Here is a 13,497-nt window from a genome sequence, read left to right as displayed (position 1 = left end):
CTCGCCTCTTCTACGTGTCGCACATACAAAGAAGGCCATTGCCGGTGGGGTGTTGGTGGCAACCCATGCGCGGCAATGGCCTCCTCGTCAGATCTGCTGTCGACCGTCACGCACGCGCGTGACGGCGTACGCGGATGACTGCTGTCGACCCTATCGGGGTCGCGCGTCGATCGCGGTACGGACTCAGATGCCGACCTTGATGCGTACGAAACGCTTCAGGGTGACACCGGCCTCGTCAAGGATCTTCTGGACGGACTTCTTCTGGTCGAGCGCGTACGGCTGACCGAGAAGGGTGGCTTCCTTGAAGAAGCCGTTGACCCGACCCTCGACGATCTTCGGGAGGGCGGCCTCGGGCTTGCCCTCGGCGCGGGTGGTCTCCTCGGCGACGCGACGCTCGGACTCGACGACGTCGGCCGGAACGTCCTCACGGGAGAGGTACTTCGGCGCGAAGGCGGCGATGTGCTGCGCGATGCCCTTGGCGAGGTCGGCGTCCGGCTTGTCCAGCTCGACCAGAACACCGATCTGCGGGGGCAGGTCGGGCATGGTGCGGTGCATGTACGAGCCGACGTAGGCGCCGGAGAACTGCGCGAAGCGGTCCAGGACGATCTTCTCGCCCAGGTTGGCGTTGGCCTCGTCGACGTACGCCTGGACCGTCTTGCCGGCCTCGATCTCGGACGCGAGCAGCGCCTCGAGGTCGGCCGGGGAGGTCTTGGTGACGTGCTCGGCGATCGTGTTGGCGACGGCCTGGAACTTCTCGCCCTTGGCGACGAAGTCCGTCTCGCACTTCAGCTCGACCAGGACGCCGGAGGTGTTGTCGTCGGCGATGATGGAGACCACGGCGCCGTTCTCGGCGGAGCGGCCCTCGCGCTTGGCGACGCCCTTCTGGCCCTTGATGCGCAGCGCCTCGACGGCCTTGTCGACGTTGCCGTCGGCCTCGTCGAGCGCCTTCTTGCAGTCCATCATGCCGGCGCCGGTGAGCTCACGGAGCTTCTTGACGTCAGCGGCGGTGTAGTTCGCCATGATCTGTGAATCTCTTCTCGGAGTTCGAAGTCTCGAAGTCGGCGTCCGCCGCTGATCGGGCGGGCGTCCACCGAAGATCTACGGGCTGGGGGTGAACGGCGGGCGGCGCCTTCGGCACCGCCCGCCGTCACTCAACCGTGACGCTGGTTCGTCAGGCCTGCTCGGCCTCGGCCGGCTTCTCAGCCTCGGCCTCGGCAGCGGCGGGGACCTCGGCGACGGGAGCCTCGGCAGCGGCCGGCGCCTCGGCCTCGGCGGCCGCGGGGGCCTCCTCGGCGGCAGGGGCCTCAGCAGCAGGCGCCTCGGCGGGAGCCTCGGCGGTGGTCTCGTCGGCCTTCTTCTCGCCACCCTCGAGCAGGTCGCGCTCCCAGGCGGCGAGCGGCTCGCCCGCGGCCTTGTCACCCTCGGCGGCCTTGCCGGCACCGGAACGGGAGATGAGGCCCTCGGCGACCGCGTCGGCGATCACGCGGGTGAGCAGGGTGACGGAACGGATCGCGTCGTCGTTGCCCGGGATCTTGTAGTCGACCTCGTCGGGGTCGCAGTTCGTGTCGAGGATCGCGACGACCGGGATGTTGAGCTTCCGGGCCTCGCCGACCGCGATGTGCTCCTTCTTGGTGTCCACGATCCAGACGGCGCTGGGAACCTTGGACATCTCGCGGATACCACCGAGGGTCTTCTCCAGCTTGGCCTTCTCGCGCGAGAGCACGAGAAGCTCCTTCTTGGTGAGACCGGACGCGGCGACGTCCTCGAAGTCGATCTGCTCAAGCTCCTTGAGGCGCTGCAGACGCTTGTAGACGGTGGAGAAGTTGGTGAGCATGCCGCCCAGCCAGCGCTGGTTGACGTAGGGCATGCCGACGCGGGTCGCCTGCTCGGCGATGGCCTCCTGCGCCTGCTTCTTCGTACCGACGAACATGACCGTGCCGCCGTGGGCGACGGTCTCCTTGACGAACTCGTAGGCGCGGTCGATGTACGACAGCGACTGGAGCAGGTCGATGATGTAGATGCCGTTGCGCTCCGTGAAGATGAATCGCTTCATCTTCGGGTTCCAACGACGGGTCTGGTGACCGAAGTGGACGCCGCTTTCCAGCAGCTCCCGCATCGTGACGACGGCCATGGCCGTTCTCCTTGAGTTTCTCGGTTGTGCCGCGCGTGCCGGACGGCACTCGCGCCTGACGCCCGCGATGCGCCTTGCCGCTAGGGACCGAGAGGCGCTGACACCGGCTGTTTGAGGGCCTGGTGTCGGGGCGTGCGAAGTCGACCCGGTGACCCGGATCGCCACAAGAAGTGTACGGGACCCGCGAGGTGCCGGGTGACGCCGCTGTCCACAACCGGCCGGTACTCCACAGATCCTGGCCATGATCCACTTTTTTCCGTCGCGCACGGGACCGTTCTCGCATGCGAGAAGACCGATCGATGCGTACGTGGCCGGCGCTGCTGCTGGCTCTGATGGTGGCCGCGGTGGTCGCCGCGCTCCCCGCGGCGACCGCTCTCGACGGGGATCCGGGCGGTGGCCCTGGCGGAGGCCTTGGCGGCCTTGGCGGCGGTTCCGGCGGCAGTTCGCCTCCGTCTCCGCCCGCCGACACACCGGTGCCCGCGGTCGGCCGCGCCTGGCCGGTGGGCCTGCGTCCGTCGGTGATACGCGGCTGGGAACCCCCGGCCACCACCTACGGCCGGGGCCATCGCGGGGTCGACCTCACCGCCGCCCCCGGCGCCCCGGTCCGTGCCGTGGCCCCCGGCCGCATCTCCTTCGCGGGCCGGGTCGCGGGCCGCGGAGTCGTCTCGGTGGAACTGAACGGCACGGGCGACCCACCCCTGCGCACGACCTACGAGCCGGTGCGGGCGACGGCGAAGAAGGGCACGGAGGTGGCGGCGGGCGAGGTGATCGGCGTACTGGAACCGACGGGCTCCCACTGCCCGGCGTCCTGCCTGCACTGGGGACTGCGCCGGGCCGACGCCTACCTGGATCCCCTGTCCCTGCTCCCGCCGTGGCTGCTCGGCCGGGGACCGTCCCGGCTGCTGCCGGTCATCGGAGTGCCCGAGCCCGAGGTGCGAGCCGTGCCCTAGCCCTGGCCCTGGCTCAGGTCCGGGTTCGGGTTCGGGTTCGGGTTCGGGTTCGGCTGACCACTCGGCGGCACCTCATGGACCGACCGCCGCGACGGGTACCACTCCGCGCCCACCGGACGGCCCGCCATGTTCCAGCTCCAGGAGACGGTCGGCGTGATGCGCGTATAGAGCCCCGGGCCGACCATCCCCACACGCTCGACAGGCTCTTCGGCGGTGCCGTAGACCCGGACGCCTCGCGCGATGAACGGATCGAGGGACACCAGGTCGTCGATGACGAGGGCCACCTCGTGGTGGCCGGCCCGGATGTTGCGGAACTTGCGGGTCCCGGCGACCGACGGGCCGCTGCCGCCGACCCAGAAGTGCGTGCCGTCGTACTCGAAGGCGAGCGGGACCACATCGGGCTGCCGGCCGTCGGGAGACAGCGTCGCGACGCGGGCGAGCGGCTGCGACCGCATGTAGGCGATCTCTTCGTCGGTGAACGACATGACAACCTCCGGGCGTAGGTCTCGAAAGGGGCGCCGCCCTCCCAGAGAGAAGGGCTCCTCCAGTCCCATACGAACGGCATCCCACCGAATCGACACCGACCGACACACCTGAGAGACACGCGGACCGGCGGACACTGACGCGACTCCAGCCGGTAGACGCCGGAGGGACTCAGCCCTGAACGCCCCGCAGGGCCATCGCCACCGCGGCGTCGGTGATCACAACGGGATCCTCGGCCGCACCGATCTCGATCCGGCGCACGGCCGCGTCCACGATCCCCTGGAGGAGCATCGCGGCCATCCGGGGCTGCTCGTGCCCGATGTCCCGGAGCGCCTCGACGATCATCGCGACGAGTCCCCCGTGAGCCGCGCGGATCTTCTCACGCGCACCTGCGTCGAGCTCGCTCGCGGAGATCGCCACGACGGCCCGGTGACGCCGGTCGCCGACGAGACCCAGCTGCTGGCGGACGTATGCCTCGACCTTGCCCTCGGGCGTCCCGGCCAGCGCCATCGCCGCCTCGACCTCGGCCGCCCATACCGGGAAGTCGACCTCGCAGAGCTCTTCGACGACGGCCGCCCGCGACCGGAAGTACTCGTACACGGAGGACCGCGCGAGACCCGTCCGCTCGGCGAGTGCCGGGAACGTCAGCGCCTCCGTCCCGCCCTCGGACAGCAGTGACCGTGCCGCGTCCAGCAGGGCGGCTCGCTGCATCGACCGGTGCTCGGCCACGGAGGCCGCTCGAATCCTTGGCACGCTCCCACTTTACGGATGCCCCGCCCAAGAGGGGAGACTCTCGCCCGTCAGGGCTTGATCCTTGGCTCCCCGGCCGAAAGAAGTCCCACTTCAGAGGCGTTACGGCCGACGGCATCCGTCTGCAGCGTCCGAGGAAACGAGGTCAGCGGCCGAAGCTCGCCAGCTTGGCGCGCAGCTGGAGGACGGACTTGGTGTGGATCTGGCTGACCCGGCTCTCCGTCACACCGAGGACGTTGCCGATCTCGGCGAGCGTGAGCCCCTCGTAGTAGTAGAGCGTGACGACGGTCTTCTCCCGCTCGGGCAGCGTGTTGATGGCACGTGCCAGGAAGCGCCGCAGTTCCCGGTCCTCGGCGACCTCCACGGGGTTGTCGGCCGCGGTGTCCTCAAGGGTGTCCATCAGGCTCAGCCGGTCGCCGCCCTCACCGCCGACATGCAGCAGCTCCTCCAGGGCCACCACGTTCGCCAGCGACAACTGGCTGAACACCGCATGCAGTTCGTCGACCGCGATGCCCATCTCGCCGGCCACCTCGCACTCCGACGGCGTACGCCGCAGCCGGGCCTCCAGCGTCGCGTAGGCCCGCTCGACGTTGCGTGCCTTCTGCCGCACGGACCGCGGGATCCAGTCCAGCGCCCTCAGCTCGTCGATCATCGCGCCCCGGATCCGCGTGATCGCGTACGTCTCGAACTTGATCTCCCGCTCGATGTCGAACTTCTCGATGGCGTCGATCAGCCCGAACACTCCCGACGAGACGAAGTCCGCCTGCTCCACATTGGGCGGCAGGCCCACGCTCACCCGGCCCGCGACGTACTTCACCAGCGGCGAGTAGTGCAGGATCAGCTGCTCGCGCAGTCGCTCGTCGCCCGTGGTCTTGTACGACCTCCACAGCTCGTCGAGCGTCGAGGGGGCGGGCGGCCGCACGCCGCCGCGGGCAGCGGGGGGAACAGCCGCCCGGTCAGACCCGGAGGTGTGCTGGGGCATTCGTCGCCTTGTGCCGTTCTGCCGTGAACTGGGGGTGCCTGAGTGAGCTGTCGGTCTGATGTCGAGTTGCCTGTCTGAGTCGGAATCCTCGTGAGCGTAGCGTGACTGGAGCGTCGCAGTGTGCGAAGGGCGAGGGATCCACCGTGCGCAGATACGTTCCGCTGGGCGCCCCTCAGGGGCACGATCGTCGCCGTGCGTAATCGCCGTGGAGCGCCAACTACGGGAACTGCCAAGGGTTTCGGGGTGTCGCCCGGACGGCCGAACACTCTCGGTCAGCATCGCCCCCGGTCCGTGTCGACGGAGATAGTGGCCTGGCGTGTCAACTTCCAGCCGTCGCCGTGTCGTTCGACGAACCCAAGTGAGCGGAGTTCGTACAGTCTCGCGACCGCGTCGTCCGCCGTCGTGCCGGCGCCCCTGGCGGTGTCCTGGGGCGATGCGGTCCCGTGGGCCGGCAGGGCGGCCAGCACTCGGGCGGCGGCGGGGTCCAGGAGGTCGCGCGGCAGCACCGGCCCACGCCGGTCCGGCGCCAGCTCGCCCATGTCGCCGACCAGCTCCGCCACTTCCGCGGCGTCCGTGACCAGCGCCGCGTCCCCGCGCAGCAGTTCGTGCACCCCTGCCGAGAGCGCGCTGGTGGCCGGGCCCGGTACCCCTATCGCGTACCGGCCCAACCGCTGAGCGGCCCGCGCGGTGACCAGGGCGCCGCTCCGGTACGCCGCCTCCACGACCACCGTGCCGCGGGTCAACGCAGCGATGACCCTGTTGCGGAGGATGAATCTGCTCGGTGTCGGATGGTCGCCGGGTGGCAACTCGCCCACGACGAGTCCCTGTTCGGCAATCCGCGTGATCAGTTGTGTGTGCCCACGCGGATAGGGCCGGTCGACCCCGCAGGCGAGGACTGCGACGGTGGCCCCGCCCGCGCCGAGCGCACCACGGTGTGTCGCGCCGTCCACCCCGTAGGCACCCCCGGACACCACGACCCACCCCCGCTCGGCGAGCCCCGCACCGAGTACTGACGCCATGTGAGCGCCGTACTCGGTGCAGGCCCGTGCGCCCACGACCGCGACCGAGCGCAGCGCCCATATCCGCAGGCTGGGCCGCCCTCGCACCCACAGACCGGTGGGCCGCGCGTCCCCGAGGTCGTCCAGCTGGGCGGGCCATTCGGCGTCCCCCGGGCAGACGAACCGTGTCCCGGCGTCCCGTGCCACGGCGAGGTCCCGCTCCGGGTCGGCCCACTCGGCCCGGGCCCTCAGCCCCGCCCATCGCTTGTCCGTGACACCCGGCAACTGCTGCCCGTCTCCGATGAGCCGCCGGACCACCTCCGCAGTCCCGAGCTCGCGCAGCCACCGCCCGCAGACCTCGTCCCCCGGTTCGACGACACGCGCGAGGAAGGCCCGGTGGAGCCGCGAGTCGTCCCCGCCGTCCCTGCCATCCCCACTGTCCCTGCGATCTCTGCTGTCCCTGCCATCCCCTCCGCCGCTCCTGCCCCTGCTGTCCCCGCTCACGGCAGCGCCCCGATCGCCATGGGCACCCCCCGGGGGACCCCGGTGCGCAGTTGCAGGGCGAGAGCCACGTCCGTCACGTCGGGCCGGTCGTGTCCCACCAGGTCCGCGACGGTCCAGGCGACGCGCAGGACACGGTCGAGTCCGCGCGCGGTGAGCACGCCGCGCTCCAGACTGCGCTCGGCGTCGTCCATGGCTCCCGGGGAGGCGTACCAACGGCTGCGCAGCTCCCGCCCCGGCACTTCGCTGTTGGTCCGCCAGGGAGTGTCCGTAAGCCGGGCCGCGGCCCGCTCCCTGGCTGCCCGTACCCGGTCGGCGACCGTCTCGGTGGATTCGCCCCGCGCGCCCCTCTCCGTGAGCTCGGACCGGGTGACGCGGTCCACCTCGACCCTCAGGTCGACCCGGTCGAGCAGCGGTCCGGAGAGCCTCGCCTGGTAGCGGCGGATCGCGGAGGACGGGCACTCGCACAAACTGTCGCGCTGCGAGAAGCGGCCACAAGGACATGGATTCGCCGCGAGCACCATGAGGAACCGGGCAGGGAAGCGCACGACTCCGGCGCTGCGCGCGATCACCACGTGCCCCGATTCCAGGGGCTGGCGCAGGGCGTCGAGGGCGTGGCTGCTGAACTCGGGGGTCTCGTCGAGGAAGAGCACTCCCCGGTGGGAGAGCGACACCGCGCCCGGCCGTGCGATTCCCTGGCCGCCTCCGACGAGCGCCTGCATGGTCGCCGAATGGTGCGGTGCGCAGTAGGGCGCGACGTCGACCAGCGGTTTGCCCGGTGGCAGCAGGCCCGCGACCGAGTGGACGGCTGTGACCTCCAGGGACTCGCCACGGGTGAGCCTCGGCAGGATGGCCGGAAGTCGCTCGGCGAGCATCGTCTTGCCCGCCCCCGGTGGACCTTCGAGGAACAGGTGGTGCCCGCCGGCCGCGGCGACCTCCACCGCCGTCCGTGCCGAGTGCTGGCCCACGACGTCGGCGAGGTCGTGTCCGTGGTCGTGCTGCATGGCGCCCATGCTGTGCATGCCCGTGGCCGCGCCCGTCCCCGGCATGCGCAGGCCCGCGAGCAGCGGATCCGGGCGGCCCTGCTCGTCGGGCTCCTCGTCGGGCACCGGTTCGTCCGTGAGGACGGCGATCAGCTGCCGGAGACTGCGGACGCCTAGCACGGACACCCCGGGCACCAGCGAGGCCTCGGCGGCGGCGCATTCCGGCACCACCACCTGCTCGTATCCCGCGTCCGCCGCGGCCAGCACGGCCGGCAGCACACCCCGGACGGGCCGGACCCGCCCGTCCAGGCCGAGCTCGCCGATCATCACGATGTCGGAGAGCACCCGTGGGTCGATGCGCTCGGAGGCCCCGAGTGCCGCGCAAGCGATGGCCAGGTCGAATCCGCTGCCGCTCTTGGGCACCGAGGCCGGGCTGAGGCCCACCGTGAGCTTCTTCTGCGGCCACTCGCCGCCGGAGTTGACCACGGCCGCCCGCACCCGGTCCTTGCTCTCCGTCAGGCTCTTGTCGGGCAGGCCGACCAGCGTGAACGCCGCGACCCCGGGCTCCAGGTCCGCCTGGACCTCGACGACGACGCCCTCCACACCGACGAGGGCCACCGAGCACGTACGCGCGAATCCCATCAGGCCACCCCCCGCACGTGCTCCACGACGGGGGCGCCGCGGTCGGGCAGCAGGACGCCGACGACGTCGATGCGGACACCGCCGGGTGGCGCTCCTCCGTGTTCCTGCAGCCAGCGCTCGGCGAGGCCGCGCAGCCGCTGCGCCTTGACCGGGGTGACGGCGGCCATCGGGTGCTCGAAGGATCCCGTGCGGCGGGTCTTGACCTCGCAGACGACCAGCGCGTCGCCGTCCCGGGCCACGATGTCGATCTCGCCGGCCCTGCCCGAGCGCCAGTTGCGCCGCAGGACCGTCATTCCCGACTCGGTCAGCCGCCGTGCGGCCAGATCCTCGCCGTACTTCCCCAGTGCGTTGCGTGCCTTGGACGTCTTCATGTGGGCACCACCTCCGGCACCCACACTGAGCCCGCCGCGGCCAGCTATTGGATCTTGGTGGACGACCACTCGGTTGTGGACAACTCAGTCACCCACACGAGTGGCCGTACCCACCTCCGACCGGCCGTCGACCGTGATCGCTCAGCTGCTCGGCAGTTCGAGATCGCTCTTGTTGAGCTCCTCGATGTTCACGTCCTTGAATGTGAGGACGCGCACCTGCTTCACGAACCGAGCGGGCCGGTACATGTCCCACACCCAGGCATCCGCCATGGACACCTCGAAAAACACCTCACCCTGAACCGAGTGCACCTGCATCTCGTAGTCGTTGGTGAGGTAGAAGCGCCGTTCGGTCTCGATCACGTATTTGAACAGACCGACGACATCGCGGTACTCCCGGTAGAGCTTCAGCTCCATCTCGGTCTCGTACTTCTCGAGGTCCTCGGCGCTCATGGCATGTTCCCCTTCAGCCGTGCGTCCCCCTATTGTGCGCCAGCCCCGCGAGCCCCTAGACGATTTCCGTGTCGAGGGTCTCGGGACCGGCCGGGGGCCCTTCGTCGAGCAGCCTGCGCAGCAGCTCGGCGAGTCTGGTCGGATACACCGTCTCATGTGCCTGGTTAAGTTCCTGGCACGTCCACCAGCGCGCTCCGGCGACACTGCGCCGTTCCAGCTCGGTCAGTCCCGTGGCCTCGGTCGCCGTCTGTGTCGTCCGGGCCAGGTAGTACCACTCCTCCTGGTCCCAGCGGCGCCCCGCGAACGGGAACGAACAGGTCCGCCGCCACAGCACCGGGCCCAGCTCGACCTCGGTGATGCCGGTCTCCTCCACGAGTTCCCTCCGGGCGGCCTCTTCCCGCGTCTCGTCGCCCTCCACGCCGCCGCCCGGTGTGAACCACCAGTTGTCCGACGGATCCTCGGGTTCGTGGCCGTGGAGCAGCAGGATGCGGTCCTGCGGGTCGAGCAGCACCACCCGGGCGACCTTTCGCAGCTCCCCGAGTTCGTCGGGCCCCGGGACCGGCCGCTCGCCCGCGCTTACGGACTCGACGGTCGACGGCTCGCCCATGCTCACGGACTCGGCAGCCGACGGCTCACACGTGCTTCCGGGCCCGGGAACCGGCTGTTCGCCTCCGCTTCCGGACTCCGTGGCCGACCGCTCGCCCGCTCCCTGCGGCGCCTCAGCCTGCAAGGGCCTGCTCCCTCGTCCCCGTGCGGCGGCGCCGACGCTCCGCCCGCTTGGCGATCGGGCCGTACGCCCCGCCGCCAAGGACGAGTACCGCGCCGACCACGATCGCTGTGAGGACCAGGCGCAGGGGCCCCGGCTCTGAGATGGCGCCGAGGGTCTCGAAGTTGGTGGGCCGGGCCAGCATGCCGTTCATGGGCCAGGCCACGGCGTCGACGCGGGCGTCCACCGAGCTGCGCGGCACCGTGCCGCTGCCGGCCTCCGTGAGGTGGGCGGTGGAGTCGAGGGAGCCGCTGCGCTCGTCGCCGAGCAGGAAGAGCCTGCCTTCGGGGACCTTGATGGCCGGGATCGTGGTCGCCTCGGCCGCGCTGCCCTTGGGGAGATACGGTTCGTCGATCTTCTTGCCGTTGACGGTCAGCTTGTTCTGCGTGCAGCAGGCGACGGTGTCCCCGCCCACGGCGACGACGCGCTTGACCATGGGCATGTTGCCCCAGCTGGCCTGCTTGAAGACGACGACGTCACCACGCTCGACGTCGGAGCCGTCGATCCGCTCGGCGAGCACCCGGTCGCCGGCCGTGATGGTCGGGGACATCGAGTCCGTCGGCACGGTGTAGGGCTGGTAGACGATCGCGCCCCAGGCGAAACCGCCGAGGAAGAGCACACAGCCGAGGGCCATGGCGAATCCCGACAGCTTGCTGCCGAGCCGCCCATGGCCCTCGTCCGTACGACTTGTCCCGCTCATCCCAGTGCTCCCCCAACTCGGAGAATCGACCCCTCGGCCCAGGTGCGGGCCGCGGAAGATCGGCGATCTGGGACGGCACCCTACCCGGCGGTACCCGGCCCAGAAACCCTGGTGTTCCCGACGGTGAGACGGCGCCTGCGCCACAGCACCAGCGGCACCGCGCCCGCGAGCCCGAGCGCGCCCGGAGCGGCGGCGCTGAGGTTCTGGTCGAAGGTGTCCGGCACCGGCAGCGTCGACCAGCGGGTGGGCGGCCAGGCGACGACGATGGCGCGGCCCACGACGCTGTCCACGGGCACGAAGCCCTTGTACTTGTCCTGCTGGTGGTAACGGGAGTCCAGCGAGTTCTGCCGGTGGTCACCCATGACCCAGATTTTGCCTTCGGGCACCTTCACCTTGAACTGCCCGCCGAGGTCGTCCACGGTGCACGGGGTGTTGCCCGGGTACACGTAGGAAGTCTCGTTCAGCGCCTTGCCGTTGACCTTCAGCGGGCCGGTGCCCTTGCACTCGACCGTGTCGCCGGCGACGCCGATGACGCGCTTGATCAGGTCCTTCTCCTCGGCGGACGGCATCAGGCCGATCCAACTGAGGCCCTTCTGGATCGCGTTCGGGTTCGGGGTCGGCTCGCCCGCCAGCCACTTGTCGGGGTCGTGGAAGACGACGACCTCGCCGCGCTCGGGCTCCGAACCGAACCACGGGGTGAGCTTGTCGACCAGGACGCGGTCACCCTGCTGAAGGGTGTTCTGCATCGAGTCCGAGGGGATCGAGAAGGCCTGCACCAGGAAGGTCTTGATCAGCAGCGCGAGAACGAGCGCGATGCCGATGAGCAGCGGGAGTTCTTTCCAGAAGGACCGCGGTTTCTTCGGCTGCGGGGCGGCTCCGTCGCCGTCCCGCGCGTCTCTGCCGCCGTCGCCGCCGGAGTCACCGGCGTTGTCACTTCCGGCGGTCACGTCGTCCTCTACGGCCGGGGGGACCGACTCTCCGGGTCGTTCCGGTCGCTCCTCGGGGCCCTCGTGTCCGGACCGTGCGCCGACCGCCAAATCCCCCACATCCACTCCTCACTCCGTGTCGCCGCCTGCGACGGATGCGACGCAGGCCCACCACTCCCATAACGAGCGGGAGTTCCGCAGGGGTCGGGAGCGGGATCAATCCGTATCGATCCGCGGTGGCCACCCTATGCGACGCGCCGAGCACAACGCCCGCCCCACCGGGCGCGTCGGGCACGGAGGCGTACGTTTCCGGCTCGTTGAGCTGGGTCCAGTGCCCGATGGGCCAGGCGATGACCATGGCGCGGCCCACGACGTCCTCGGAGATGGTGCCGTTGTACTTCTCGGTGCGGTGGTAGCGGGAGTCGGCGGAGTTGGAGCGGTGGTCGCCCATCACCCACAGGCGCCCCTCGGGCACCTTGACCTCGAAGTTGAGCGAGGAGGGTTTGTCGCCGGGGTTGATGTAGGGCTCGTTGAGCGGCATGCCGTTGACGGTCACCCGGCCCTGGGTGTCGCAGCACTTGACGGTGTCGCCGCCGACCGCGACGACCCGCTTGATCAGGTCCCGTTCGTTGTCGGAGGGCAGCAGGCCGATGAAGGTCAGCACCTCCTTGACCTGCTTGACGACGATGGGGTCGTCCGCCTTCGCCACCGGCTGTTCGTCCTCCAGCCAGCCGCCGGGGTCCTTGAACACGACGACGTCGCCGCGCTCGGGCTTGGAGCCGAACCACGGCGTGAGCTTGTCGACCAGGACGCGGTCGCCGATCCGGATCGTCTGCTCCATGGAGCCCGACGGGATCACGAAGGCCTGGACGAGGAACGTCTTCAGGACGAGCGCGATGAGCAGAGCGACCCCTATCAGAAGGGGTATCTCCTTGATCGCCGAGCGCTGTCTGCGCCGCTTGACCCTGCGGGCGAGCTTGCGCCGCTCGGCCCGGCCGGGCATGACGGGGCCGCCGGTACGCCGGGTACCGGTGGGCAGGAGGTCCTCGGCGGCGCTGTGGGCGCTGCGGGGCTTGCCGCGGTTACCCATGAACACCGTCCGCGGCGCTCGGCCCGCTCGACGCCGGGGCGCCACGTCCCGCGGCGGCGGGCACGCGCGCGTAGTCGTCGGCGTGCTCCAGGCCGGTCCAGTGGCCGAGGGGCCAGGCGATCCAGTCGGCTCTGCCGATCACGTCGTCGACGGGGATCATGCCGCCGCCCGGGGAGCCCAGGTGGTCGCGGGAGTCGCTGGAGTCACCGCGGTGGTCACCGAGGACGAACAGAGTGCCGTCGGGCACCGCGACGTCGAAGGACACCTCTGACGGCTTGTCGCCCGGGAACAGAAACGTCGACTCGTCGACCGACCGGCCGTTCACCTCGATCCTCCCCTGCCTGTCGCAGCAGACCACATGGTCTCCCCCCACGCCGACGACACGCTTGATGTAGTCGGCGTCGCCGAAGTAACCGGTGCCGTCGAACACGACGACGTCACCGCGCCTCGGCTCAGCACCGAAACGGTACGCCAACTTATTTACGAGAACGCGGTCCCCGATCCTCAATCCGGGCTCCATCGAGCCACTGGGAATCTCGAACGGCTGGATCACGAAGCGGCTGAGCAGCAGCAGAAAAAACAGACAGAACAGCACGGTCAGGGTGATCCGGCCACCGGGCACCCGGTCCGCGGCCCGGTCCACCAACGCGAAACGCGACCGTTCCTCCGTCCCCTCTGTGTCCGAGATCTCCTCGGATCCGGCGGGGTGGGAGGAGCGGTCGCGCTCCGTGTGCTGTGCTTCGGCGTCCATCGGGGCCAGATGCTATCCGGCCC

Annotated in this window: 15 protein-coding genes; 1 reads left to right on the top strand and 14 read right to left on the bottom strand. The window is 70.1% G+C overall.

Annotated features, from left to right (window positions below; genetic code table 11):
* Nucleotides 1-183: 183 nt before the first annotated feature.
* Together tsf and rpsB are read right to left on the bottom strand one after the other, a co-directional pair.
* On the bottom strand, nucleotides 184-1,020 hold the full coding sequence (gene tsf, locus ACN20J_RS34405) for a translation elongation factor Ts (RefSeq protein ID WP_189843555.1): 837 nt from the start codon (nucleotides 1,018-1,020) through the stop codon (nucleotides 184-186).
* 151 nt (nucleotides 1,021-1,171) lie between these two features.
* On the bottom strand, nucleotides 1,172-2,131 hold the full coding sequence (gene rpsB / locus ACN20J_RS34400) for a 30S ribosomal protein S2 (RefSeq protein WP_190232306.1): 960 nt from the start codon (nucleotides 2,129-2,131) through the stop codon (nucleotides 1,172-1,174).
* A 281-nt stretch (nucleotides 2,132-2,412) separates the two neighbouring features.
* On the opposite strand from rpsB, the gene ACN20J_RS34395 reads away from it, so the two are divergent.
* Entirely contained in the window at nucleotides 2,413-3,081 is a 669-nt protein-coding gene (locus ACN20J_RS34395; protein WP_419667504.1) for a peptidoglycan DD-metalloendopeptidase family protein, read from the top strand.
* Here ACN20J_RS34395 and ACN20J_RS34390 read toward each other — a convergent pair.
* The 12 genes from ACN20J_RS34390 to lepB (ACN20J_RS34335) all read right to left on the bottom strand — a co-directional run bounded on the left by ACN20J_RS34390 (nucleotide 3,078) and on the right by lepB (ACN20J_RS34335) (nucleotide 13,474).
* Nucleotides 3,078-3,566: a PPOX class F420-dependent oxidoreductase gene (locus tag ACN20J_RS34390; protein ID WP_419667503.1), complete on the bottom strand. Its 489-nt coding sequence runs from the start codon at nucleotides 3,564-3,566 to the stop codon at nucleotides 3,078-3,080. The two genes, ACN20J_RS34395 and ACN20J_RS34390, sit on opposite strands and share 4 nt — an antisense overlap.
* A gap of 169 nt (nucleotides 3,567-3,735) precedes the next feature.
* Complete coding sequence (locus ACN20J_RS34385; RefSeq protein ID WP_190232323.1) at nucleotides 3,736-4,293, bottom strand: TetR/AcrR family transcriptional regulator; 558 nt, start codon at nucleotides 4,291-4,293, stop codon at nucleotides 3,736-3,738.
* A 166-nt stretch (nucleotides 4,294-4,459) separates the two neighbouring features.
* Nucleotides 4,460-5,296: an RNA polymerase sigma factor WhiG gene (whiG, locus tag ACN20J_RS34380; RefSeq protein ID WP_189843558.1), complete on the bottom strand. Its 837-nt coding sequence runs from the start codon at nucleotides 5,294-5,296 to the stop codon at nucleotides 4,460-4,462.
* 272 nt (nucleotides 5,297-5,568) lie between these two features.
* Nucleotides 5,569-6,798, bottom strand: a complete 1,230-nt coding sequence (gene dprA / locus ACN20J_RS34375) for a DNA-processing protein DprA (RefSeq protein WP_419667502.1) — start codon at nucleotides 6,796-6,798, stop codon at nucleotides 5,569-5,571.
* The gene (locus ACN20J_RS34370) at nucleotides 6,795-8,420 is read right to left on the bottom strand and encodes a YifB family Mg chelatase-like AAA ATPase (RefSeq protein WP_419667501.1); all 1,626 of its coding nucleotides are present in this window, start codon (nucleotides 8,418-8,420) and stop codon (nucleotides 6,795-6,797) included. Before ACN20J_RS34370 ends, dprA begins: the two co-directional genes overlap by 4 nt.
* Nucleotides 8,420-8,791, bottom strand: a complete 372-nt coding sequence (locus ACN20J_RS34365; protein WP_189843561.1) for a YraN family protein — start codon at nucleotides 8,789-8,791, stop codon at nucleotides 8,420-8,422. Before ACN20J_RS34365 ends, ACN20J_RS34370 begins: the two co-directional genes overlap by 1 nt.
* Before the next feature lie 141 nt (nucleotides 8,792-8,932).
* Nucleotides 8,933-9,241: a DUF2469 domain-containing protein gene (locus ACN20J_RS34360; protein WP_055510545.1), complete on the bottom strand. Its 309-nt coding sequence runs from the start codon at nucleotides 9,239-9,241 to the stop codon at nucleotides 8,933-8,935.
* A 55-nt stretch (nucleotides 9,242-9,296) separates the two neighbouring features.
* The gene (locus ACN20J_RS34355; RefSeq protein WP_419667500.1) at nucleotides 9,297-9,848 is read right to left on the bottom strand and encodes an NUDIX hydrolase; all 552 of its coding nucleotides are present in this window, start codon (nucleotides 9,846-9,848) and stop codon (nucleotides 9,297-9,299) included.
* 112 nt (nucleotides 9,849-9,960) lie between these two features.
* Nucleotides 9,961-10,707, bottom strand: coding sequence for a signal peptidase I (gene lepB, locus ACN20J_RS34350; protein WP_361909840.1), 747 nt, complete (start codon nucleotides 10,705-10,707; stop codon nucleotides 9,961-9,963).
* Between the two features lie 80 nt (nucleotides 10,708-10,787).
* Complete coding sequence (lepB, locus tag ACN20J_RS34345; RefSeq protein ID WP_419667499.1) at nucleotides 10,788-11,753, bottom strand: signal peptidase I; 966 nt, start codon at nucleotides 11,751-11,753, stop codon at nucleotides 10,788-10,790.
* Nucleotides 11,638-12,723 (bottom strand): signal peptidase I, encoded by a 1,086-nt coding sequence (lepB, locus tag ACN20J_RS34340; RefSeq protein WP_189843564.1) that lies wholly within the window; start codon nucleotides 12,721-12,723, stop codon nucleotides 11,638-11,640. Before lepB (ACN20J_RS34340) ends, lepB (ACN20J_RS34345) begins: the two co-directional genes overlap by 116 nt.
* Entirely contained in the window at nucleotides 12,716-13,474 is a 759-nt protein-coding gene (gene lepB, locus ACN20J_RS34335) for a signal peptidase I (protein WP_364191063.1), read from the bottom strand. Before lepB (ACN20J_RS34335) ends, lepB (ACN20J_RS34340) begins: the two co-directional genes overlap by 8 nt.
* Nucleotides 13,475-13,497: the final 23 nt, after the last annotated feature.

The sequence above is a fragment of the Streptomyces sp. 2-1 genome (assembly GCF_048564895.1).
GTDB lineage: Bacteria > Actinomycetota > Actinomycetes > Streptomycetales > Streptomycetaceae > Streptomyces > Streptomyces phaeochromogenes.
This window is presented reverse-complemented; position numbering and strand designations above follow the sequence as displayed.

Coding starts and splice junctions, on each gene's coding strand:
- tsf (WP_189843555.1), bottom strand. CDS start 1,020: ATGGCGAACTACACCGCCGCTGACGTCAAGAAGCTCCGTGAGCTCACC.
- rpsB (WP_190232306.1), bottom strand. CDS start 2,131: ATGGCCGTCGTCACGATGCGGGAGCTGCTGGAAAGCGGCGTCCACTTC.
- ACN20J_RS34395 (WP_419667504.1), top strand. CDS start 2,413: ATGCGAGAAGACCGATCGATGCGTACGTGGCCGGCGCTGCTGCTGGCT.
- ACN20J_RS34390 (WP_419667503.1), bottom strand. CDS start 3,566: ATGTCGTTCACCGACGAAGAGATCGCCTACATGCGGTCGCAGCCGCTC.
- whiG (WP_189843558.1), bottom strand. CDS start 5,296: ATGCCCCAGCACACCTCCGGGTCTGACCGGGCGGCTGTTCCCCCCGCT.
- ACN20J_RS34370 (WP_419667501.1), bottom strand. CDS start 8,420: ATGGGATTCGCGCGTACGTGCTCGGTGGCCCTCGTCGGTGTGGAGGGC.
- ACN20J_RS34365 (WP_189843561.1), bottom strand. CDS start 8,791: ATGAAGACGTCCAAGGCACGCAACGCACTGGGGAAGTACGGCGAGGAT.
- ACN20J_RS34360 (WP_055510545.1), bottom strand. CDS start 9,241: ATGAGCGCCGAGGACCTCGAGAAGTACGAGACCGAGATGGAGCTGAAG.
- ACN20J_RS34355 (WP_419667500.1), bottom strand. CDS start 9,848: ATGGGCGAGCCGTCGACCGTCGAGTCCGTAAGCGCGGGCGAGCGGCCG.
- lepB (WP_361909840.1), bottom strand. CDS start 10,707: ATGAGCGGGACAAGTCGTACGGACGAGGGCCATGGGCGGCTCGGCAGC.
- lepB (WP_189843564.1), bottom strand. CDS start 12,723: ATGGGTAACCGCGGCAAGCCCCGCAGCGCCCACAGCGCCGCCGAGGAC.
- lepB (WP_364191063.1), bottom strand. CDS start 13,474: ATGGACGCCGAAGCACAGCACACGGAGCGCGACCGCTCCTCCCACCCC.